The sequence below is a fragment of the Streptomyces sp. NPDC012888 genome (genome assembly GCF_042900645.1).
GTDB lineage: Bacteria > Actinomycetota > Actinomycetes > Streptomycetales > Streptomycetaceae > Streptomyces.
In genome coordinates this window covers 409,596-432,384 of sequence record NZ_JBIBBM010000002.1, presented here as the reverse complement: position 1 = coordinate 432,384, position 22,789 = coordinate 409,596, and the positions used below count along the sequence as shown (strand labels likewise).

Here is a 22,789-nt window from a genome sequence, read left to right as displayed (position 1 = left end):
GTGAGCTCAGTGGACAGGCCGACCCCGCCCACCCCCGCGGCCGGGACCGAGGCCGACCAGAAGGCCGTCACGCAGGCGGCGCTGTTCGACGCCTTCGGCGGCGTGCGCGGCACCCTGGAGACGATGCTCCCCGGGCTGCTGTTCGTGATGATCTACACGGTCAACAAGGACGTGAAGATGTCCGCCATCGCGGCGGGCGCGGTCGCGGTGCTGCTGGTGATCGTGCGCCTGCTGCGCAGGGACACGGTCAAGCATGCCTTCAGCGGGGTCTTCGGCGTGGGCGTCGGCGTCGCCTTCGCCCTCTTCACCGGCAGCGCCAAGGGCTTCTACCTGCCCGGCATGATCTACGGCGCCTGCCTGGGCGCCGCCTTCACGATCTCCGCGCTGGCCGGGTTCCCGCTGCTCGGCGTGATCCTCGGCCCGGTGTTCAAGGAGAACCTCTCCTGGCGCACCCGCAACCCCGGCCGCAAGAAGGCCTACACCAAGGCCAGCCTGGCCTGGGGCATCATCTTCCTCGCCAAGTACGCGATCCTCTTCCCGCTGTACTGGTGGGGCGACGCCACCCAGCTGGGCTGGCTCCTCGTCGCGCTGAAGCTCCCGCCGATGGTGCTGGCGGTGTACTTCACCTGGGTGTTCCTGGCGAAGGCCCCGCCGCCGATCGACGTCTTCGCCGAGATGGAGGCGGAGGAGGAAGCGGAACGGGCCCGCAAGGCGGCCGCCGCGCAGAACCGCGAGGGCTGACCGCCCGGGTCACGCGGGGCTCGACGCCCGCACTCGCCCCTCGACGCCGCGACGCCGACGGGGGCCGGACAGCCGGCCCCCGTCGGCGTGACGCGTGTCAGCGGCGGGCCTGGAGGAGGTCCTCCAGCTGCTCCTCGCGGGCCTGGGCGGCCACGAACAGCAGCTCGTCGCCGGCCTCCAGGGTCTCCTCCGGGCTGGGCGTGAGCACCCGGTTGCCCCGGATGATCGTGACCAGCGAGGTGTCCTGGGGCCACTGGATGTCGCTGATCTGCGTACCCACCACCGAGGACTCGGGCGGCAGGGTCAGCTCGACCAGGTTGGCGTCGCCGTGGCTGAAGCGCAGCAGCCGGACCAGGTCGCCGACGCTCACCGCCTCCTCCACCAGCGCCGACATCAGGCGCGGCGTGGACACCGCCACGTCCACGCCCCAGGACTCGTTGAAGAGCCACTCGTTCTTCGGGTTGTTGACCCGGGCCACGACCCGGGGCACCCCGTACTCGGTCTTCGCGAGCAGCGAGACGACCAGGTTCACCTTGTCGTCGCCGGTGGCCGCGATGACCACGTTGCAGCGCTGCAGCGCCGCCTCGTCCAGCGAGGTGATCTCACAGGCGTCGGCCAGCAGCCACTCGGCCTGCGGCACGCGCTCCACCGAGATGGCGGTCGGCGCCTTGTCCACGAGCAGCACCTCGTGGCCGTTCTCCAGGAGCTCGCCCGCGATGGAGCGGCCCACCGCGCCGGCCCCGGCGATCGCGACCCTCATGCGTGTGCCTCCTCGGGACCGGCGGCGAACGCCGCCTCGACCTTCTCGATCTCGTCGACGCGCATCATCACGTGGACGAGGTCGCCCTCCTGCAGCACGGTCTGGGAGGTCGGCAGCATCGCCTCGCCCAGCCGGGTGAGGAACGCCACGCGGACGCCGGTCTCCTCCTGGAGCCGGCTGATCTTGTGCCCGATCCACGCCGGGGAGGTGTGCACCTCGGCGAGCTGCACCCCGCCGCTCGGGTCCCGCCACAGCGGCTCCGCACCGCTGGGCAGCAGCCGGCGCAGCATCTGGTCGGCGGTCCACCGCACGGTGGCCACGGTCGGGATGCCCAGGCGCTGGTAGACCTCGGCGCGCTTGGGGTCGTAGATGCGGGCGGCGACGTTCTCGACACCGAACATCTCACGGGCCACCCGCGCCGCGATGATGTTGGAATTGTCACCACTGGAGACGGCGGCGAACGCGCCCGCCTCCTCGATTCCGGCCTCCCGGAGGGTGTCCTGGTCGAAGCCGACACCGGTGACCCGGCGTCCGCCGAATCCCGCTCCCAGCCGCCGGAACGAGGTGGGGTCCTGGTCGATCACCGCGACCGTATGCCCCTGCTGCTCCAAGGTCTGCGCGAGGGCGGAGCCCACTCTTCCGCAGCCCATAATGACGATGTGCACGGCCGTCCTTCCGGCTGTCAGCGGCTGTTGATGGTTTCCAGCCTCACTCATGCTCAGGCTTCAGGGTCTCAGACCGGTCCCCACGCTACACACGGGCGGTCCCCGATGTTGCTCCCGCGACGCGCGAGGACGCGACCGGATGCGGCGGGACGCCGCACGATGCGGAATTGCGGTGGAGGTCGAGTGGCGATCGGCAGGTGGTTGGGCGGCGGTCTTTTCGAACGCTTACCATCCTCTCCGTGTCCAAACTGACCGACGTGCCCAAACGGATCCTGATCGGCCGGGCGCTGCGCAGCGACCGACTCGGGGAAACACTCCTCCCCAAGCGGATCGCCCTACCCGTCTTCGCCTCCGACCCCCTCTCCTCCGTCGCCTACGCACCGGGAGAGGTGCTGCTGGTCCTCTCGATCGCGGGCGTGTCGGCGTACCAGTTCAGCCCGTGGATCGCGGCCGCGGTCGTGGTGCTCATGTTCACCGTGGTCGCCTCCTACCGGCAGAACGTCCACGCGTACCCCAGCGGCGGCGGCGACTACGAGGTCGCCAACACCAACCTCGGGCCCAAGGCCGGTCTGACCGTCGCCAGCGCCCTGCTGGTCGACTACGTACTGACCGTCGCCGTGTCGATCTCCTCGGGCGTCGAGAACCTCGGCTCCGCCGTGCATTTCGTGATCGAGCACAAGGTGCTCAGCGCGGTGGTCATGATTCTCCTGCTCACACTGATGAACCTGCGCGGTGTGAAGGAATCGGGAAAGCTCTTCGCGATTCCGACCTACGTATTCGTCGTGGGCGTCTTCCTCATGATCGCGTGGGGGGCCTGGCGGGGAATCGTCCTCGACGAGAGCATGCCCGCCCCCACCGCCGATCTGGAGATCAAACCGGAACACGAGGGCATCGCCGGCATCGCGCTGGTGTTCCTGCTGCTCCGGGCCTTCTCCTCCGGCTGTGCCGCCCTCACCGGCGTCGAGGCCATCAGCAACGGCGTGCCCGCCTTCCGGAAGCCCAAGAGCCGCAACGCGGCGTCCACGCTGCTGCTCATGGGCGCCCTCGCCGTCACCATGTTCTGCGGCATCATCGGCCTGGCCATGGCCACCGACGTGCGGATGGCCGAGAACCCGGCCACCGACCTGCTGCGCGACGGCACCCCCGTCGGCCCCGACTACGTCCAGGACCCGGTCATCTCGCAGGTCGCCGAGGCCGTCTTCGGCCACGGCAGCATCCTGTTCATGGTGCTCGCCGCGGCCACCGCGCTCGTCCTGTTCCTCGCGGCCAACACCGCGTACAACGGCTTCCCGCTGCTCGGCTCGATCCTCGCGCAGGACCGCTACCTGCCGCGCCAGCTGCACACCCGCGGTGACCGGCTGGCCTTCTCCAACGGCATCGTGCTGCTGGCCGGCGCGGCCATCCTGCTGGTCTGGCTGTACGACGCCGACTCCACCAAGCTGATCCAGTTGTACATCGTCGGCGTGTTCGTCTCCTTCACGCTCAGCCAGATCGGCATGGTCCGGCACTGGAACCGCCATCTGAGGACCGAGCGGGACACGGCCGCGCGCCGCCGCATGATCCGCTCCCGGGCCATCAACGCCTTCGGCGCGACCTTCACCGGCCTGGTGCTCGTGGTCGTCCTCGCCACCAAGTTCACGCACGGCGCCTGGGTCGCCCTGCTCGGCATGGTGATCTTCTACGGGATCATGACGGCCATCCGGAAGCACTACGACCGCGTCTCCGCGGAGATCGCGGCCGCCGAGGGCCCCTCCGACGACAGCGTCCGGCCCTCCCGCGTCCACTCCATCGTCCTGGTCTCCAAGGTCCACAAGCCCACCCTGCGGGCCCTGGCCTTCGCCAAGCTCACCCGCTCGGACACCCTCGAAGCGCTCAGCATCAGCGTGGACCCCGCCGAGACGAAGGCCCTGCGGGCCGAGTGGGACCGGCGAGGGATCAACGTCCCGCTGAAGATCCTCGACTCCCCGTACCGCGAGATCACCCGCCCCGTCGTCGAGTACGTCAAGGGGCTGCGCAGCGAGAACCCGCGGGACGCCGTCAGCGTGTACATCCCCGAGTACGTCGTCGGCCGCTGGTACGAACACCTGCTGCACAACCAGAGCGCACTGCGCCTGAAGGGCAGGCTGCTGTTCACCCCGGGTGTGATGGTCACCTCGGTGCCCTACCAGCTGCAGTCCTCCGAGCTCGCCAAGAAGCGGGCGAAGAAGCGGCAGGACTGGAACGCGCCGGGCGCCGTCCGCCGCGGCCCGGTGGACACCCGCCAGCGGGAGAACAGCAAGTCGTAAGCGGCCCGCCCGGGCACGTAGACTGGTGGGTCGGTCCTCTACCGACCCACCAGTCACTTTTTCCGACTCCCCGGGAGCCTCCCCACCATGACCACGCAGCACGACGAGAAGCAGTCACTGGTCGGGGAGGAGTACGAGGTCGAGGTCGGCCCCGTCGCGCACGGCGGCCACTGCATCGCGCGCACCGCCGACGGGCGCGTGCTGTTCGTCCGCCACACCCTGCCCGGCGAGAAGGTCGTCGCCCGCGTCACCGAGGGCGAGTCGGACTCCCGCTTCCTGCGCGCCGACGCCGTACGGGTGCTGGACGCCTCCAAGGACCGCGTCGAGGCTCCCTGCCCCTACGCCGGTCCCGGCAAGTGCGGCGGCTGCGACTGGCAGCACGCCAAGCCCGGCGCCCAGCGCCGGCTCAAGGGCGAGGTCGTCGCCGAGCAGCTGATGCGGCTGGCGGGGCTCACCCCCGAGGAGGCCGGCTGGGACGGCACCGTCATGCCCGCCGAGGGCGACAAGCTGCCGGCCGGCCAGGTCCCGCAGTGGCGCACCCGGGTCCAGTACGCGGTCGACGAGGAGGGCCGCGCGGGCCTGCGCAAGCACCGCTCCCACGAGGTGCAGGTCATCGACCACTGCATGATCGCGGCCGAGGGCGTCTCGGAACTCGGCATCGAGAAGCGCGAGTGGCCGCAGATGGCCTCGGTCGAGGCCATCGCCGCGAGCGGCTCCCAGGACCGCCAGGTCGTCCTCACCCCGCGCCCCGGCGGCCGCCTCCCGCTCGTCGAGCTCGACAAGCCCGTCTCGGTCCTCCGCGTCGAGGAGAAGGACGGCGGCGTCCACCGCGTCCACGGCCGCCCCTTCGTCCGCGAGCGCTCCGACGGCCGCACGTACCGCGTCGGCATGGGCGGCTTCTGGCAGGTCCACCCGCAGGCCGCGGACACCCTGGTCAAGGCCGTCATGCAGGGCCTGATGCCGCGCAAGGGCGAGATGGCCCTCGACCTCTACTGCGGCGTCGGCATCTTCGCCGGCGCCCTCGCCGAACGCCTCGGCGAGACCGGCGCCGTCCTCGGCATCGAATCGGGCAAGCGCGCGGTGGAGGACGCCCGGCACAACCTGGCCGACTTCCCCCGGGTCCGCATCGAGCAGGGCAAGGTCGAGCAGGTCCTGCCCCGCACCCGCATCTCGGAATGCGACCTGATCGTCCTCGACCCCCCGCGCGCCGGCGCCGGCAAGGCCACGGTCCGCCACCTGGCCTCCCTCGCGGCCCGCCGCATCGCCTACGTGGCCTGCGACCCGGCCGCCCTGGCCCGCGACCTGGCCTACTTCCGCGAGGCGGGCTACAAGCCCCGCACCCTCCGTGCCTTCGACCTCTTCCCGATGACGCACCACGTCGAATGCGTCGCGATCCTGGAGCCGGTGAAGTAGGTATTCTGAGGGCGTTACCGGCAGCATCTTGATGCCCCCAGCTGCGGGGCGGAGGCCGCAGAAGCGCTGGTCGCCGACGGCACCTGGGACCGGATCCGGCGCGCGGTCTGGAGCTGCTGCCGGCCACTGGCCCTTCTGATCACACCGGGACAGTGGGGCGACGCACCCGAGTCACCGAAGCCCTCGCCCGGGTCGACGCCCCGCGTCCCGGCGGCGGACGCGGCAGAGTACGGGGCGGGACCGTGGTCCCCGGCCGCTCACACCCACTTCGGGCCTCATCCATGCACTTCGGCCTCGTACCCTCCGGGAAGGTGCGCAGCCAGATCATGCTAGCCGTCGACGGGGACTCGGGGAATCAGTGAGCGGAGCTTCATGCGGGTCTCCGGGTCCGTCGAGTAGACGACCGTTCCGATCATGCCGCGGGTCAGAAGCACCTTGTAGGTGTTGCGGATCAGCCGGTCGACGTCCTCGTCCGGCGTCGCCTTGGTGAAGGAGGGGTCCTTCGAGGCGGTGCGGTCGACCACCCAGCGGTCCGTCCGCCAGACCAGGTCAGGGCCCATGATCACGCCCGACCAGTCGTACTCGAAGCCCTGAGCGGTGTAGACACAGCCGACCTGGCCGAAGCCTGCGGGGTCAGTGGCCCACAGCGGAGCCGGCGGCGCGCCCAGAACGGATCGGTCGCCGTACAGGTTCCACGGCTTCGACCAGTCACCGATGGCCACGTCCGGGGGCAGCGTCGTCATCGACGGACTGATCTTCGTTGTCCACCTCCAGCAATATCCGGCGGTGAGCCGGGCGCCGTACCCCAGGGCACGTCTGTCGCCGAGGAAGCCCTCTAGTTCCTGCGGGCTGTCCACGGTCAGTAGTTGGACCTTGCCATCAGGCTCCCAGACGGCCGGCCCCTCGCCTTCGAGGCCCAGGAGACCGGTCACCCAACGCAGGTAGGCCTCGCTGCCTCCGCACCGGAACTGGCTGTCCAGCTCCACCAGCGTGAAGTCCACCTCCTGTTCGGCCGCGGCCTGCCTGATCTGCTGGACCGTTCCCATCTCGCCAGGACGCACCACCTGGTGCTGGTCGAGCAGGAACACCGGCACCCGGGCCGCGTCGATCAGTTCCGCCACCTGCGGACGTCCGGTACGCAGGGCGGCCTTGGTGTAGCGGTTGGCGGAGGTCTTGCGGAGCCGGTGGGCCTCGTCGCAGACGAGCACGTCGATGTCGTTGGGCTCGGCCTCCATGAAGCTGTTGAAGTAGCGGAACAGGCGCTGGACCTCGGGCTTGCGGGCGCCCGCTACCTTGCGCATGGTCTTCGTGAACGACTGCGATCCGGTGGCGTGGAGGGCGGGCACGCCGCGCCGGTACAGATCGCCGAGTACGGACAGGGCGATCACGCTCTTGCCGGATCCGGGCCCGCCGGTCACGACGACCACCTGCTTGCGGTTGGAGCGGTGGGCCTTGCGGACCGCCGCCATCACCGTCTCGTAGGCGAGTCGCTGCTCGTCCAGCAGCACGAACTGCTCCCGGTCACGGACTTCTTCGGCTGCCACGGACATCAGTTGCCTGGACGGTCGGACCCTGGCCTGCAGGAGGTCGTCGGCGGCGGCGGCGCCCGGCTTCGCGGCCAGCCGCGAGCGGAGGTAGTCGAGGAACGCACCGCGCTGGTCGGCGGTGTACATGCGACCGCGGTGGTCCTCTTCTACTTCGCGCAGTCCGGCGACCCTGACCTCGACCGCATTGTGCAGGAAGGCCACTCCGGTGACGGAGTCGGGGTTCCGCTCGAGGGCCCCGTTGAACGAGACGAGGTAGTCGCAGTAGCTCCGCACCTGCTCGATGGGGTTCAGCACGGGCTCGCCGTAGGAGGGCACGCTGCACCGGAACGGATCGTCGTCCACGGGTTGGGCCTCGGTCCACTGCTTGAGCTCGACGACGACGTAGGACGGCTCGCCGGAGACCGGATGCACCCCCGCCAGTACCACGTCCGCGCGCTTGCTCGTCAGCGGCAGCCCGTACTCCAGCAGCATCTCGACCTGACCGAGGCCGGCTTCGACCAGAGCGTGGGTGAGCGCGGGAATGCTCCGCTCCCAGGAGCGAACCTCCGCAGCGTGCGGCTTGTGGCCGTGCCTGTGCAGGAAGTTCTCGCTCAGCAGTTCCGCCAGCCGGCCTTCGAGGCGCGTGCGGTTGGCCAAGGACGCCGCGGACTCACGGAACAGCAAGAAATCGCCCCCAGGCAGCACGGAGTAGCTCGTGCGGGTGGGGGCATGTCCTTCAGTTCCACCTCAGGTGGAGCGGAAGCCCGGCGGGCCGCTGAGATTGTCCTTCACATCTTATGACAGTGCGTGATCAAGCAACCAGGGCGGAAAATCACGATCCGTATCGAGCCCCCAAGGTGGCTCACGGCATTCCGGAAGGGCGACGCAGTGGATCAGGCACGTCCGTGGCGGGTCGGCAGATGGCCGGATTAGCGCTCTTTCCCGGTGCGTGACGACTGCTCACGCTGGAGTCGAGGGGTAGGTCGAGGTCAGCGCCGAAGGGGGAGCCACCGTGACCGGATTGCTTTACGTTCCCGTCCTGCCCACCCGGCCGCATGCGGTGGACGCGTACTCCCGGCTCCGGCCGGAAGCGCAGAACGCATCGGCGCCCGTCTGGAACCTGCCGCCACGCCCCGGTCTCGCCCCGGCCGAACTCGCCGCGCAGGTCCGGAAGGACCTTGCGGCGGTATCCAGGGTACAGCGGTACCGTCCTGCATGGCTGGACGCACCGTTCGCGGGCGAGGACGAAACGTCCGTACTCGCCGAGCTGATGCCGGAGGCGAGCGCGTTCGCACTGCTGCGCCCGGTAACCGGGCCCGGAAGGCCTGAGGCGCAGCAGGCCGTGGCACTGGCGACCGCCCGGACCGCCGGTGACGGACTCGGCGTTCGCGTTCAGGTCCCGGGTGAGTGGGACGGTCGTACCAGCGGCGAGGTGCGCCACATCCTCGAGCGGTCCGACCCGGCGGTTCGGGTGGACCTCCTCCTCGACTTGGGCGCCGTACGCGCCGACAGGCCCGACGCGGGCAAGGAGGCCCTGCGAGCCCTGGACTCGCTCGTCCCCCTGGCGCCCTGGCGAACCGTCGCCGTGCTCAGTGGCGGATTTCCCCTCGTCACCGCCGACGACCTCGACGGCGGAATGTGCGAAGTGCCGCGGGCGGAAGGGCATGTGTGGCAAGAGATAGCTGCCGGAGCTCGCGCGTACCGAGGGATGCTCAGCTACGGTGACTACGGAATACAGCCTGCTGAAGCCATCGGCCTGCCCCCTCGCTCTGGTGGAGGTGGACCGTCCTGGGGCCTCCTGCGCTACACGCTCGACGGAGCGTTCGTGATCGGCCGGATGCTGGCGTCGGGCCATGACCGGGACGCACACAATCGTGCGATCGCCCGAGAGCTCCTTGCGCATCCGGGCTTCCGCGGCCCGGCTGCCAGCAGTGGGGAGAGCTGGCTGCGGGACTGCGCGCATGGGATCGGCAGAGGAGGAACGGGCAACTTCGGTACGTGGCTGTGGGTCGGAAACGTGCAGCACATGACCTACGCCGTGTGGCAGCGGTGACGTCGAGGATCCCTCTCTGCGGCGGGCGGCTGCGCGCGCAGCGCGTCCGATGCCCTCCCGCTCGGTCCCGTTCCGCACCCGGCCAGGGCTGCCGTGGGCAGGCGCTGCTGTTCTGCTCGCTGGAGTCGGTGCGCGAAGGCGTCTGATCAGGTGTGCCTGGCGTTCTCAGGCGGGCCGGGGGCTGATGGTGGGGTAAAGCCGACCATCAGGTCTCTACCTGGGCGTCATGACCTCGGGGGGTGGGCGCCGGTGGAATGGCGGGGTGTTGATTCATCGGGTTGTGGCTCATCGCTCCGTGTACCGGCGGCCGTTGTGGACGGCCGGCTGGGTCGTCGCCGCTGTGTGGGCGGCGGGGTTTCCGGTCGTGTCCACCCTGGAGACCCACCGGGTCTGGGGGGCCTGTGCCGCGTTCGGGTACCTGGTGGCGGCCGCCGTCGTCGGGCTGGGGCCGGACCGGGAGCGGACGCGGGCCGTCGCCGTGGGTGCGGCGGTGGCCGGGGCGGTCGTCGTGCCGCTGGGGTACCTGCTGGTGACCGGGCACGCGCAGAGCGAGGTCGAGGTCATCGAGCGCGCCGGGCGGCTGCTGGTGGAGCGGGCCACGCCCTACCTCGACGAGCCGCGGTCCGTCACCGAGGTCACGCCCTACCTCCCCGGCATGGCGCTGCTCGGGATACCCCGGGCCCTGCTCGGGGCGGACGATCCCGTCGTGCGGGTGCTCGGTGACGCCCGGCTGTGGTGTGCGGCGGTGCTGGTGGGGTGCCTGTGGGCCGGGCGCCGGGTCTTCGGGGCGGTGGGCGGTGCGGCCGGGCGGCTGCCTCACCGCACCGCCGCCGGCGCGCTGGTCGCCTCCCCGGTGGTCGCCCTGCCGCTCGCGGTGAGCGGCGTGGACCTGCCGCTCGCCGGTCTGCTGTGCCTCGCCCTCGTCCTCGCCGCCCGGCACCGCCCGGTGGCCGCCGGGCTCGCCCTGGCCGCGGCGTGCTCCCTGAAGTGGACCGCGTGGCCCGCCGTACCGGTCGCCATGGCCCTGCTCGCCCACCGGGACGGGCTCCGGGCGGCCGTCCGTGCCGGTCTCGTCGCGCTCGCCGGTACGGCCCTGGCCGTGCTGCCCGGCGTGCTCCTGTCCCCGCGGGCCATGGCCGAGCAGGTGCTCGCCTTCCCCACCGGGCGCGGTGAGTTCACCACTCCGGCGAGCAGCCCGATGCCCGGCCGGCTGCTCGCCGAGCTGGGGCCCGCGGGCTGGTACGCGGCGGTGGGGCTGCTCCTCGCCGGCGGGCTCGCGGTGGCGGTCTCCCTCGTCGTACGGCCGCCCCGCGACCTGGTCGCGGCCGCCGACCGGCTGGCCCTCGGCCTCTCCCTCGCCTTCCTGCTCGCCCCCGCCGGCCGCTTCGGCTACCTCGCCCTGCCCGTCCTGCTGGTGGTGTGGTCGCGGCTGGTACGGGCCGGAGCGCGCGGCCGCCCCGCCCCGGAGCGGCCGGACGGGCCGCCCGCGGTCCCGGCGCTGCCCGTGCCGGCCGGCGGTGTCCGGTGACGGCCCGCTCCGGAGGCGGGCGCCGCGGCGGGGTCCGGTCCGCCGCCGTCGCCGCCGCGCTGCGCTGGGGCGCCACCCGGCTGCCGTTCGTGGAGGACGAAGTCGCCGGACTGGCACCGCTGGTGAGGCCCGGCACCGTGTGCGTGGACGTCGGCGCCGAGTACGGGCTCTACACCTTGGGGCTGGCCGGCCTGACCGGCCCCTCCGGGCACGTCCACACCGTCCACCGGACCGCGCTGGGCGCCAGGCCCGGGCGGGGCGTCCTGAGCCTGCCGCGCCGCCGCGGCCTCCCCGTGCACGGCCGCGCGTACCTGACCGAGGGGGTCCGGGGGCCCGGCCCCAACGCGGAGTTCCGCACCGCCCGGCCGGTACCGGTGCCGGTCCGCACCCTGGACCAGCTCGCCGAGGCGGCCGGAGGAGGGGCCCCCATCGGCTTCGTCAAGGCGGACGTCGAGGGCGCCGAACTCGCCGTGCTGCGCGGCGGGGCGCGGACGCTGGCGCGCCACCGCCCCGCCCTGCTGCTGGAGGTGGAGGACCGCCACCTGGGCAAGTACGGAGCCCGGTCGGACGAGTTGCTGGAGCACCTCGCCGGCTACGGCTACCGGGCCCACGGCTGGCGGGGCGACCACTGGACCGAGGTCGACCGGATCACCCCGGAACGCCGCAACCACCTGTTCAGCAGCACCGTGCCGCATCCCCGCCGCCCCGCCGGCCACGACCGAGGACCCGCCGAATGACCACCCTGATCGTCACCAACGACTTCCCGCCCCGCCAGGGCGGCATCGAGACGTTCGTGCACGCCATGGCCACCCGGATGCCCGGCGACGACGTCGTGGTGTACACCTCCCACGAGCCCGGCGCGGCGGAGTACGACGCCACCCTGCCCTTCCGCGTCGTACGCGATCCGGCGCGGATGCTGCTGCCCACCCGGCGCGTCACCCGCCGCGCCCTGGGCATGGCGCGGGAACACGGCGCCGACCGGGTGTGGTTCGGGGCCGCGGCCCCCCTCGCCGCCATGGCCCCCGACCTGCGGCGCGGCGGGATCCGCCGCATGGTGGCCACCACCCACGGGCACGAGATCTGGTGGGCCCGCACACCGGGGGCCTCCCGGCTGCTGCGCCGGATCGGCGACCACGTCGACGTGGTCACGTACCTGGGCGAGTACACCCGGGCCCGGATCGCGCCCGCCCTCGGCCCGCGGGCCCGGCTGGAACGGCTGGTGCCGGGCGTCGACGCGGCGGCCTTCCGGCCCGCCGACGGCGGATCGGAGGCGGCCCGCCGGGTGCGCGAAAGGCACCGGCTGACCGGGCGCCGGGTGATCCTCTGCGTGTCCCGGCTGGTGCGGCGCAAGGGGCAGGACGTACTGGTCAAGGCGATGCCGGCGGTCCTGCGGAGCGTCCCCGACGCGGTGCTGGTGATCGTCGGGCAGGGCCCTGACGCGGCCCGGCTGCGCCGCCTCGCCGCCCGGTACGCCCCCGGCCGGGTGGTGTTCACCGGCGGGCTCGACCACGCCGCGACCGCCCCGTACTACGCGGCCGCCGACGTGTTCGCGATGCCGTGCCGGACCCGCAAGGCCGGGCTGGAGGCGGAGGGCCTGGGGATCGTGTTCCTGGAGGCGGCCGCCAGCGGCCTGCCGGTGGTCGCCGGCGACTCCGGCGGAGCCCCCGACACCGTCCTGGACGGGGTCACCGGCACCGTGGTCGACGGGCGTTCCCCCGCCGCGGTGGCCGAGGCCCTGACCGCGACCCTGACCTCGCCCGGGGAGCGGACCCTGCGCGGCGAGGCCGGCCGGCGCCGGGTGGAGCGCCACTGGTCCTGGGACGGATCGGCCGACCGGCTCAACGCCCTCCTGGACCCGGACCTGCCCCTGTCCGACGCCGGCCGGCAGCCGGCGGCCCGGACCTCCGACCCCGGCCGGGGCCCCCGCCCCGGCCGGGGGTGACGGACGGCCGGGGCGGGACCGTACCGCCCCGTTCCCCCCGGGGGCAGTGCACCCGCCCCGGCCGAACCGCCCCACCCGACCGAGCCGTTGGACCCGATTCGTCGTGTCCCGTCCAGCCGCGTCCCGTCCCCCCGGCCTGACACGGGGGCCGGTCCGTTACGCCTGTTGCCCCCGCAGGTGGGCCAGGACCGCCAGCACCCGCCGGTTGCCCTCGGCCGGGTCGAGGTCCAGCTTCATGAAGATGTTGCCGGCGTGCTTGACCACGGACGCCTCGGTGACCGTCAACCGCCTCGCGATCGACTGGTTGTTGAGGCCCTCCGCCATCAGCGCGAGCACCTCGCGCTCGCGCGGGGTGAGCCGGAGCAGCGGCTTGTCCGCGGCCTGGAGGAGCACCCGGATCACCTCCGGGTCGATCACGGTCTGCCCGCCGGCCACCCGGTCCAGCGCGTCCAGGAACTCGGACACCTCCCCGACCCGGTCCTTGAGCAGGTAGCCCAGGCCGCCGCCGTCCGACTGGCCGCCGCCGAACAGCTGGTTGGCGTAGGCCGTGGCGACGTACTGGGAGAGCACGAGGACCGGCAGCCCGGGATGCCGGGCCCGCAGTTCCAGCGCGGCGCGCAGCCCCTCGTCCCGGAACCCGGGCGGCATCCGCACGTCCGTGATGACCACGTCGGGGCGGTCCGCGTCCACGGCGCGGGCCAGCTCCCCGGCGTCGCCGACGGCGGCCACCACCTCGTGGCCCACCCGGGAGAGGAGTTCCACCAGTCCGGCGCGCAGCAGCACGGCGTCCTCGGCGAGCACTACGCGGAGCACGGCACCTCCACCCGCAGCTGGGTCGGTCCGCCGACGGGACTGATCACGATGAGCCTGCCTTTAAGAATCGCCACGCGGTCGGCCAATCCTTGCAAACCGGACCCGGCGGTCGGATCGGCCCCGCCCCGTCCGTCGTCGCTCACGACCAGGACGAGCTGCTCGCCCTCCAGCCGGCCGTGCACCACGACCTCGTCGGCGCCGCTGTACTTGGCCGCGTTGGCGAGCGCCTCCGTCACGGCGAAGTACGCCATGTTCTCCACCGGAGCGGGCAGCCGCGGGAGTTCGATGTCGACGGTGACCGGGATCGGGTTGCGCAGAGCGAGTTCGCTGACCGCTGCGGCCAGACCGTGGTCGGTGAGCACCTGCGGATGGATGCCCCGGACCAGGCTGCGCAGCTGCTCCAGCGCCTGCTTGGCCTCGCCCCGGGCCCGTGCGATCAGCGGCAGGGCGGGGGAGTCCTGTCCGCGCAGTTCCAGTTCGGCCAGACCCAGCGTCATGGTCAGTGCCACCAGTTCCTGTTGGGCGCCGTCGTGCAGGTCCCGTTCGATGCGCCGCCGCTCCGCCTCGAACGCGTCGACCAGCCGGGCCCGCGACCTGGTGAGCTCGATGACCCGGCTGCCGAGGTCCTCCTCGCGGGCGGAGAGCAGGAACTGCGCGGCCCGCACCTGGGCACCGGCCAGCAGCGCGCCGGCGTACGCGGCGAGCACCAGCCCCACCAGCCCCGCCAGGGTGCCCGGCAGCGCGGCGACCGGGTCGGAGATCGGCTGCCCGGGGACGAGCATCACCGTGTCGGGGGCGATGGCCCACACGATGACCGGTGTCACCAGCAGGATCGCGGACATGGAGAGCAGGGCGGTGAAGCCGATCCCGACCGCCGTGAACACCACGGCGAACAGCAGCGCGTACGCCAGCTCCCGCCAGGTGGCGCGTTCCCTGAGCCGGGTCCGCAGCCACGGCACGGCCCCGGTCCCCGGCAGCGACCCGTGCGGGTCGACCAGGGGGACGGGCTCCACCAGCCGCAGCCGGCGCCGCTCCAGGGCCGCGACGGGGATGCCGGTCACCGCCACCCCGGCCAGCACCACCAGCCCGATCCCGACCACCGACAGGCCGATCCCCGCGAACAGCAGCACGGACAGCACGGCGAACAGCAGCGCGCCCAGGACGGTGCCGCTGAGCAGGAAGGCCCAGGCGCGGAGCGGCCAGGGGGAGAGCAGGAAACGGACGGGACGCCGCCGTACGGCCGCCCAGACGGCGACGTTCATGACGGGGATTCCTCCAGGGGTCGACGGTGCCGCGGCGCCCGGCTGCCGGCCGGACCCGCAGGCACCGGACGGGCTCCGTCCCCCGACTCTAACCCCGGGCGGTAGGGAAGATCCCCGGTCCAGGAGGCGTTGGCCCAGGTGGGGCTCGCCGACCGGGCCGCCCGCCGCCCGGCCCAGCTGTCCGGCGACCAGCAGCAGCGGGTGGCGATCGCCCGCACCCTGGTGGCGGAGCCCGAGGTGGTGTTCGCCGACGGGCCGACCGGCTCCCTGGACCGGCAGACCGGCCGTCAGTCGTCTGCCTCGCGACCGCACCCTTCTGACCGCGCCGGGGCCCGCCGGGTCAGAGCCGGGATGCCTCGCTTCGCAGGATGCGCAGGCGGCGGTTCTCTTGACCTGTCTTGTGCAGGCCTGCTTCTCGATGACCCGCCACGTCGAGTGCGTGGGACCTGGAGCCGGTCGAGAAGGGCCGCTGACCGGCTGTTCCTCCGAGCGCAAGGGAGGCGCGGTTGACGCACGAGCGGCACCGTTGACGACTGTGTGTCACGCGCCATGGGCGGCTGCCGGACGAAGCCCGGCTGCTTGGTGGCGGGCCCCTCGAAGGGGTGGGAGTCCGGCTGCCGGGCAGCAGGCGGGGGGCGGTCACGGTGACGGCGTTCTCCGTGTCCTCGCCCGCCCGCTGTTCCCCGGCACCGACCCTTCACCGCCGGCCCTCTGCCGCAGCCGTCAGCGGGGCGAGCCCCCGCGGATCGACCTCGTCCGCAGCCGCCCCCCCCGGCGGTCGCCCCCCGTGTGCAGCACGGCCCCGCAGGATCGGCGCCGGGCACATTACGCCGTCACAATCCTTTCTCGCGACGCACGACGACAGCGGCACGGCGCGTGATCGACAACCGGTACTCCATGTCAATCTGGGCGGGCACACAGTGGCTTGGAGCCGGAGGTACGCCGCTCATGGCGGGGAACAACAACCCCACCGTCGCAGGACGACGGTTAGGAGCGGAGCTGCGCAGGCTCCGTGAGGACAGCGGCATGACCGGCACGCAGGTGGCGGCGCGGCTGTTGATCTCCCAGGCCAAGGTCAGTCACATGGAGACGGGCCGCCGTGCGGTCAGCCCGCGCGACGTGCGCGACCTCTGCATGCTCTACGGCGTCACCGACCAGAACACCGTCGACTCCTTGACGGCGCTCGCCAGGGAATCGAGCCGGCAGGGCTGGTGGCACTCCTACGGCGACATTCCGCACAGCGTCTACCTCGACCTGGAGGCGGTCGCCGACTCCGTCCGCGCCTACGCATGCATGGTGATCCCCGGTCTGCTGCAGACCCCCGCCTACGCCGCCACCGTGATCGAGGAAACGATCCCTCTCGTCACGGTCGGCCAGGCCGCCGCGCGACTGAAGGTGTGCCTTCGCCGTCAGCACCGGATCTACGACCCCGGCCGCCGGTTGCATCTGTGGGTCGTCCTCGACGAATCAGCCCTGAGGCGTGTCGTCGGCAGCCGGGAGGTCATGCGGGAACAACTGGAGCATCTGCACGCGCTCAGCGCCGAGCCGCACATCGCCGTGCAGGTCCTCCCTCACGGCGCGGGCGCTCACCCGGGCCTGACGGGGCAGTTCTCCATCCTGGAGTTCTCCGACAGCCTCGAGGCGGTGGTGTACCTGGAGCGGTTCACCAGCGGCCTCTGCCTGGCGAAGGCATCCGACGTCCGGCAGTACGGCATGTCGCACGCCCGGCTACGGGAGCTCGCCCTCGCCCCGGAGCAGAGCCGGCAATTCATCACCGACGTCATCAAGCTCTACGCATCCTGAGCCCCGAGGGCGACCCGCGGGGCGTACGGACGCCTCGGCACCGGCCCCGGGCCCGCTCGGGCCCGCTCACGGCCGGCTCGGCGGAGGTCACCGCTGGTGCTGCGCCCCGGGGCTTTTCGTCCCGGGCGACGCGCCCATGCCGCGGCGTTCTCGATTCGACCCGGTCGGCGTACGCCCGAGTCCCCATCGGGTCGGTTGCACGGACAGACGTGCGATGCCGCTTCGCGCGGACCGGCCGAAAATCCCCTATCCGGTGATGTTCCGGATGGCCTGAGGGCTAAGTCCGCATATTTTCATCACAGCCGGGAGCATGGAATTCTTTTATGCCCATCTCCTCTTCCGGGCCTTTTCCTGGGGCGGGTGCGCAAATTTTCCTGCGTAATATGCGGCCCTATCTGGAAGGCGTACCCGGTGATCGGTAGGTCCGGGACGCCACGGCCCCCGACAGGAAATGGCCTCTTGATGAAGCTGAGAACCCAAGCGGCTCGCCGCGCCCTGTCCGGCTGGCTGGCCTCGGGCGCCGCGGTAACGGCCGCCGCTGTGCTGGTCGCCGGACTGCCGACGCAGGCACTGGCCATCGCGACGCCCGTGCCTCTGGCCACAGCCGCCGCCTTTTCCGTTCTGGCCGGGCAGGGCGTCACCAACACCGGACCCTCCGTGATCGGTGACGACCTCGGGACGCACCCGAACGCGGCCATTTCGGGATTCCCGCCGGGCTTGGTGCTCGGCGCCGTGCACGCCGCGGACGCCGTAGCCCTTCAGGCGAAGGCCGACCTGGTGCAGGCGTACAACAACGCTGCGGGCCAGGCCACGGACTTCGCGCTGCCCGCGGGAATCGGCGGCGGTCAGACGCTGCTTCCGGGCGTCCACACCGCTGTCGCCGGTGTGGGACTCACGGGCGACCTGGTGCTGGACGCCGGTGGAGACCCCAACGCCGTCTGGGTCTTCCAGATCCCCGAAGCCCTGACGACGGCTTCCAACAGCCGGGTGCTCCTCACGAACGGCGCTTCTGCCTGCAACGTGTACTGGCAGATCGGGAGTTCGGCCACCCTCGGCACCAGCTCCACCTTCGTGGGCACCATCATGGCTCTGACCTCGATCAGCGTGACCACGGGGACGAACATCGAGGGCCGGGCACTGGCTCGTAACGGTGCCGTGACGCTCGACACCAACAGGATCTTCCTCGGCGGGTGCGCCACCGGGGGCACCACGACGGGCACCACGACGGGCACGACCACGGGCACGACCACGGGTACGACGACGACCGGCACGACCACCGGCACGACGACGGGTACGACTCTGGGCCTGATCGGCGGCGCCCTCATCGGCGGGCCCAGCGTCAACCTGGTGGGCGGCGGCACCTCGGGGAACATCGCGGGCAACACCGCCGGGAACACCGTGGGCAACACCGCCGGCAACACCACCGGTGGTCACACGTCGGGCAACACGGCCGGCAACACGACCGGGGGAGCCATCACCGGAGGGAACATCACCGGCGGCGGCAAGCCGGACCACGGCCGCCCGGATCACGGCCGCCCGGATCACGGCCGCCCGGATCACGGCCGCCCGGACCACGGCCGACCCGACCACGGCCGCCCGGACCACGGACACCACGACGGGCCCGGGAAGCCGGACCACGGCCGGCCGGATCACGGGCACCACGGCGAGCACGCTGACGAGCACTACGGCTACGCCGACAAGCCCGCGGGCCACGAGGACTGAGCAGCAGGCCACATCAAGACCGTTCACCGGATGACGGCGCGCGGCGGAGTGCTCAGCGAACCCGTCGTGCGCCGCCGGTGAAGAAGCAGAGATCCCAGGCGCCAGCAGCGCGTACGAGAAGGACAGGGTGGGCGGTGTCGATCGGAACCGAATCAGCGGCCTTGACGGAACCCCAGCAGTCCGGGTCCGCTCCGCCCCCCGTGCCGTCACCGCCTGACCGGGCGACCCCGCCAGACAGACGGACCGCGGGGGCTCGGGCACTGGGAGCAGGGCTGCAAACGGCTGTGGCGCTCTGCCTGGTGACCACGCTGGTCCACGTCGTCATGGTGTTCCTTCACGTGGCCCCGCCCAACCCCGTGTCGAAGCGGTACAACCCGCAGATCAACGGATGGGTGTACCCCTTCTTCGAACAGAACTGGCGGCTTTTCGCCCCGGACCCCGATTCCTTCAACCGGCAGATCCTGGCGAGAACCGCACGAACGGCCCCCGACGGATCGGTGAGAGTGAGCCCCTGGTTCGACCTGGCCGCCGTGGACAATTCGGCGGTCGAGCACAACGTGTTTCCGAGCCACACGGCTCAGAACCTTTTGCGCCGTGCCTGGAGCTCCTATGTCGAGACACACGGAGCAACCGACACGGCGCGTTCGGAAAGGGCCGTGATGCTGCAGAAGTATCTGCGTAATATCGCTGCGGACCGCTTTGCCGCCCGCCACGGGGGCGGCACGTTCGACTTCGTCCAGCTCCGGGTCGTCACGACGCCCATCGCTGCTCCCGGCACCCCTGCCGGGAACCGCCCGCCGGCACCCACGGAGAACCGGCTCCTGCCCTGGTGGAAGGTGACTCCCCATGGGAAATGAGCAGTGCCCCCCGCGTTCCCCCGCGGCTGCCGCACCCCCACTCCCGCCGCCGGGCCAGGGGAGTTCCTCCGTGGGTACCGTCCACCAGTGGGTCCTCTGCCGGCTGGTCGCCGCGTGGGCCCTCCTCACCTGCCGACCGGTGTCCCTGTACGCAGCCTCGGTGCTGCGCATCGGTTACGGGCTGCTCTACCTCGCTTTCCTGCTCCGCGAGTTCCCGCACCGTGGCGAGATCTGGGGCCCCGACTCCCCCTGGACGCCTGCGCTGGCGCACCAGCTCTTCGAGCAGACGGGCTGGAACAGCGTCCTCGCCCTGTCCGACAGCCCTGCCTACTTCGAGTTCTGTTACGCGACGGCCGTCGTCACGTCCGTCCTGTTCATCCTGGGGTGGCGGACCCGTGTCATGTCCGTCCTCTTCGCCGTCGTGGTGATCTCGTTCCATGCGCGAGCGATCTTCATGACGGACGGCGGCGACAACCTGATGCTGCTGATGGCCGTGTACCTCGCCTTCACCGCGTGTGGCCGGCGCTGGTCCCTGGACGCACGCCGCGACCGCCTCCAGTCGGCCCGTGCGGGCCACGCGCCGGAGCCGGTGCGGGGCTCCTGCGCGCAGCAACTCCGCGATGCCCGCACCACCTTGACCACGGTGGTGCACAACTGCGCCCTCATGGTCATCGCCGTGCAGGTCTGCTTCCTCTACGGGTCGGCAGGCCTGTACAAGATCCAGGGTTCCACCTGGGGCGGCGGCACCGCTCTCCACTACGCGCTGAACCTCGAACTGTTCCAGCCCTGGCCCACGCTCTCCCACCTCGTGGACCGTTTCCCGATGGTGATCGCCATGGCCGGCTACGTCACGGTGCTCGTACAGGTCGCCTTCCCGTTCGTGCTCTTCGGCCGGCTGAAGTACCCCGTTCTGGCCGTGCTGCTCGGGATGCACCTGGGTATCGCCGTACTCATGGGGCTGCCGCTCTTCTCCGGCGCGATGATCGTCGCGGACGCCGTGTTCCTGCCCGACCGCTTCTACACCTTCCTTCCCCGACTGTGGCGACGCGCGGCACGACGGACCGGCAGGCGGCGGGCGGCGCCCGACCGAGCGACAGTGCCGGCATCCGTACCCGCGCAGGGAAGGCCGAAGGCGCCCGTGCCGGAGCACGGGGTCGTCCGGGGAGCCGGGTAGAACGGCTCCGTTCGACGTGACGGTCGGGTGACGGACCTCCCGGAGCCGCCCCCAGGGCGCGCTCCGGGTGCGCGTCGTGCTCGGCCACAGGCGCGGCCGCGCGACCAGGCACGAGCCCGACCCCGACCGCCGGCCGGGCATCCACGTCGGCGGCTGAGGCAGGCGAAGACGGCGTGGCGCCGGAGCAGGTCGACGCTGCCGGCCGGCATCCAGCGGCGCCGGCTGCCTCGCCGCCCGCCATGAACGCGCCCGCTCGCCCGAACGGACCGTGGTGCTCGTCGCCGCCGACACCGGCCACCGCTACGTCGACACCGTCCACGCCCGGCACCGCGAGGCCCGGGCGATCGGCGACCTCGCCCCCCGCGGGGTCGCGGACCGGAGCGGGCAGGCGCTGCCGTGGTCCCGGATGCGCTGGGACCGCGCCGGGGCCCCGGCCCCGGCCCCGGCGGTGCCCTGACCCGGCGGCACGCCGCCCCGGCGCCGACCCGCTGCCGGGACGGGCGGGCGACGGCGCGGCCAACGGCGCCCGGGCCGCCCGCCCGCCCCGCCGTTGCGCGGACCTCCGCCCCCAGGGCGTACGAACCCGCCCTCCACCTGCCGTACCCCTGCCGGCCGGGTGCCGGGCCCTCCTCGGACCGCGCCGGGGACGCCCGCAAAGGGGGGGCGGATGCGCGCCCGGACGGGCCCGGGACGACCATGGGGGAGAGGGGTCGTATCCGGGCCGGCCGGTCCGGGCGGCGGTGGCGTGGGGTGGGGCCGCCCGGCTAAGGTTCCCCGGGCTGGCCGTCGGGTGGCAGGGCGGCACGGCAAGAGCGCAGGTGGGAGTGGTTGCGGAGATGGCGCGGCGAGGACACGCGGACGGGGGACGGGCCGACGTCTGGGACGAGGCAGAGGTCCCCGGTGCCGATCTGGCCCTCGCGGCCGAGAACGGGCTCACGGCCGCCTCCGGGTGGCTGCTGCGCGGCCGCGACGGAAGGCTGACCGCGTACGCGGGCTGCCCCGAGGGCCTGGTGCGCTGGACGGAGCCGGTCCCCGGCGCCGACGTCTGGGACGGGCCGGTGCTCTTCCCCGTGGACGGGGGCTGGACCGGGCGCTTCACGCTCACCCAGGACTTCCACGGCTTCGTCACCTTCGCCGGCACCCGGCTGAGGGAGGACGGCCGCCGCGAGTACGTCGTCGCCAGCCAGTACCAGACCGGCCGGCCGCTCAGCTCGTGGCGCGCGATCGGCTACCCGTTCCGCATGCCCACCGAGCCGGCCCCGCCCGAGGACCCCGTGGTCTTCTGCGACGGTGCGGGCATCCTGCACGTGGTCGCCGCCCGGTTCGGTGCGGGCGCCCGGCAGCGGACCCGGCGGGCCGACGGCAACTGGACCGCCTGGACGTCGTACCAGGGCAACTGGTCGCGCGGCTCCGTGGTCCCGATGGTCGCCTCGGACGGGCGCGCCGAGATGCTGGTCCCGTTCAAGGGCGGTGCCGTGCACTGGGGACAGCCCGAGCCCGGCGGCGCGCTGCGCTGGCGCGGCAAGCTGGAGGGCGAGGCGGTCGAGGGGACGTACAGCGGCTGCGAGACGGGCCCCGGGAGCATCACGTACTACTGGCGCCACCCCGCCGACGGCAGCGTCGTGGCCCACCGGCCGCTCCCCGCGTCGGCCGGCCGGGCCAACCCCCTGCTGCCCCTGGGCGGCGCCGGCGGCGTCGGCCCGGCGGCCGTGACCCGCACCCGAATAAACGGCTACGACTGCACCGTCCTGCTCCAGCGCGGCGCCGACGGCTGCCCCGAGGTCGCCGCCTACCCCACGGAGGGCGAGCAGTACGGCGCCTGGTGGGCCCCGGTGGGGGAGAGGTGCGCGGGCCTGCCGGCGATGACCCTGGACCACCTCGGCGCAGTGACGATCGCCATGCTCGACACGGAGGGCGGGCTGCTGATCGCCCGCCAGGACCTGGCGGACCCCGGACTGTCCTTCCACCCGTGGCGCCGCGCGGGGTGATGTTCTTCACCGTGCGGGCCGGGCGGCCCGCGCGGTTCGTGGCGGTTCGGTGGCTTTCGGCCCCCCCGGCCGCCGGGAGCCGGGAGGATTCGGCCCGCGCGCACGCTGGGCGGACGCTCCCTTTATCACAGACCCAATCTGTCCGCTTGGGTGGCGGTATACCGATTAGTTGCCTGCCATTGACCGACGATCTACTCTGCTCTGACCATGTGAAGGCCGAATAAGCCTGTGCTGTGGCTCGGCGGGGGTCGACACCG

18 protein-coding genes and 1 pseudogene are annotated in these 22,789 nt (G+C 72.3%); 14 read left to right on the top strand and 5 right to left on the bottom strand.

From position 1 onward, the window contains the following. Nucleotides 1–741, top strand: a complete 741-nt coding sequence (locus tag ACFY61_RS04305; protein ID WP_389466751.1) for a DUF3159 domain-containing protein — start codon at nucleotides 1–3, stop codon at nucleotides 739–741. A gap of 97 nt (nucleotides 742–838) precedes the next feature. On the opposite strand, the gene ACFY61_RS04300 is transcribed toward ACFY61_RS04305, so the two are convergent. Further along, nucleotides 839–1,501, bottom strand: a complete 663-nt coding sequence (locus ACFY61_RS04300) for a potassium channel family protein (protein ID WP_389466749.1) — start codon at nucleotides 1,499–1,501, stop codon at nucleotides 839–841. Next, complete coding sequence (locus ACFY61_RS04295; protein WP_389466747.1) at nucleotides 1,498–2,166, bottom strand: potassium channel family protein; 669 nt, start codon at nucleotides 2,164–2,166, stop codon at nucleotides 1,498–1,500. Before ACFY61_RS04295 ends, ACFY61_RS04300 begins: the two co-directional genes overlap by 4 nt. Nucleotides 2,167–2,405: 239 nt before the next feature. On the opposite strand from ACFY61_RS04295, the gene ACFY61_RS04290 reads away from it, so the two are divergent. Both ACFY61_RS04290 and ACFY61_RS04285 read left to right on the top strand, forming a co-directional pair. Beyond that, the gene (locus tag ACFY61_RS04290) at nucleotides 2,406–4,451 is read left to right on the top strand and encodes an APC family permease (protein ID WP_389466746.1); all 2,046 of its coding nucleotides are present in this window, start codon (nucleotides 2,406–2,408) and stop codon (nucleotides 4,449–4,451) included. An 87-nt stretch (nucleotides 4,452–4,538) separates the two neighbouring features. Then, nucleotides 4,539–5,864: a class I SAM-dependent RNA methyltransferase gene (locus ACFY61_RS04285; RefSeq protein ID WP_389466744.1), complete on the top strand. Its 1,326-nt coding sequence runs from the start codon at nucleotides 4,539–4,541 to the stop codon at nucleotides 5,862–5,864. 329 nt (nucleotides 5,865–6,193) lie between these two features. Here the strand turns inward: ACFY61_RS04285 and ACFY61_RS04280 are convergent, their stop codons facing one another. Next, nucleotides 6,194–8,074 (bottom strand): DNA/RNA helicase domain-containing protein, encoded by a 1,881-nt coding sequence (locus ACFY61_RS04280; protein WP_389466741.1) that lies wholly within the window; start codon nucleotides 8,072–8,074, stop codon nucleotides 6,194–6,196. A 328-nt stretch (nucleotides 8,075–8,402) separates the two neighbouring features. Here ACFY61_RS04280 and ACFY61_RS04275 point away from each other — a divergent pair, with 328 nt between their 5' ends. The 4 genes from ACFY61_RS04275 (at nucleotide 8,403) to ACFY61_RS04260 (ending at nucleotide 12,913) form a co-directional block, all read left to right on the top strand. Then, on the top strand, nucleotides 8,403–9,443 hold the full coding sequence (locus ACFY61_RS04275) for a beta family protein (protein ID WP_389466738.1): 1,041 nt from the start codon (nucleotides 8,403–8,405) through the stop codon (nucleotides 9,441–9,443). Nucleotides 9,444–9,807: 364 nt separating this feature from the next. Next, nucleotides 9,808–10,971, top strand: coding sequence for a glycosyltransferase 87 family protein (locus ACFY61_RS04270; RefSeq protein WP_389466735.1), 1,164 nt, complete (start codon nucleotides 9,808–9,810; stop codon nucleotides 10,969–10,971). Then, the gene (locus tag ACFY61_RS04265) at nucleotides 10,968–11,708 is read left to right on the top strand and encodes an FkbM family methyltransferase (protein WP_389466732.1); all 741 of its coding nucleotides are present in this window, start codon (nucleotides 10,968–10,970) and stop codon (nucleotides 11,706–11,708) included. Before ACFY61_RS04270 ends, ACFY61_RS04265 begins: the two co-directional genes overlap by 4 nt. Continuing rightward, a complete protein-coding gene (locus ACFY61_RS04260; protein WP_389466730.1) occupies nucleotides 11,705–12,913 on the top strand; it encodes a glycosyltransferase family 4 protein in 1,209 nt (402 codons plus the stop codon). The genes ACFY61_RS04265 and ACFY61_RS04260 overlap by 4 nt, the downstream gene beginning before the upstream one ends. 156 nt (nucleotides 12,914–13,069) lie before the next feature. Here the strand turns inward: ACFY61_RS04260 and ACFY61_RS04255 are convergent, their stop codons facing one another. Beyond that, nucleotides 13,070–13,726, bottom strand: coding sequence for a response regulator (locus ACFY61_RS04255; RefSeq protein ID WP_389466727.1), 657 nt, complete (start codon nucleotides 13,724–13,726; stop codon nucleotides 13,070–13,072). Further along, on the bottom strand, nucleotides 13,714–14,988 hold the full coding sequence (locus tag ACFY61_RS04250; RefSeq protein ID WP_389466724.1) for a sensor histidine kinase: 1,275 nt from the start codon (nucleotides 14,986–14,988) through the stop codon (nucleotides 13,714–13,716). Before ACFY61_RS04250 ends, ACFY61_RS04255 begins: the two co-directional genes overlap by 13 nt. Nucleotides 14,989–15,096: 108 nt before the next feature. Between ACFY61_RS04250 and ACFY61_RS04245 the strand changes: the two are divergent. The 7 genes and pseudogenes from ACFY61_RS04245 to ACFY61_RS04215 form a co-directional block, all read left to right on the top strand. Continuing rightward, nucleotides 15,097–15,318 (top strand): annotated as a pseudogene (locus ACFY61_RS04245) (ATP-binding cassette domain-containing protein); the annotation flags it as partial. A gap of 618 nt (nucleotides 15,319–15,936) precedes the next feature. Beyond that, nucleotides 15,937–16,791: a helix-turn-helix domain-containing protein gene (locus tag ACFY61_RS04240; RefSeq protein ID WP_389466721.1), complete on the top strand. Its 855-nt coding sequence runs from the start codon at nucleotides 15,937–15,939 to the stop codon at nucleotides 16,789–16,791. 462 nt (nucleotides 16,792–17,253) lie between these two features. Next, nucleotides 17,254–18,513, top strand: a complete 1,260-nt coding sequence (locus ACFY61_RS04235; protein WP_389466719.1) for an ice-binding family protein — start codon at nucleotides 17,254–17,256, stop codon at nucleotides 18,511–18,513. A 200-nt stretch (nucleotides 18,514–18,713) separates the two neighbouring features. Then, on the top strand, nucleotides 18,714–19,370 hold the full coding sequence (locus ACFY61_RS04230; RefSeq protein WP_389467020.1) for a DUF5819 family protein: 657 nt from the start codon (nucleotides 18,714–18,716) through the stop codon (nucleotides 19,368–19,370). Further along, nucleotides 19,360–20,544, top strand: coding sequence for an HTTM domain-containing protein (locus tag ACFY61_RS04225; protein ID WP_389466716.1), 1,185 nt, complete (start codon nucleotides 19,360–19,362; stop codon nucleotides 20,542–20,544). The genes ACFY61_RS04230 and ACFY61_RS04225 overlap by 11 nt, the downstream gene beginning before the upstream one ends. Before the next feature lie 268 nt (nucleotides 20,545–20,812). Then, nucleotides 20,813–21,001, top strand: a complete 189-nt coding sequence (locus ACFY61_RS04220; RefSeq protein ID WP_389466714.1) for a hypothetical protein — start codon at nucleotides 20,813–20,815, stop codon at nucleotides 20,999–21,001. 379 nt (nucleotides 21,002–21,380) lie between these two features. Beyond that, complete coding sequence (locus ACFY61_RS04215; protein ID WP_389466711.1) at nucleotides 21,381–22,532, top strand: hypothetical protein; 1,152 nt, start codon at nucleotides 21,381–21,383, stop codon at nucleotides 22,530–22,532. The last annotated feature ends 257 nt before the right edge of the window (nucleotides 22,533–22,789 follow it).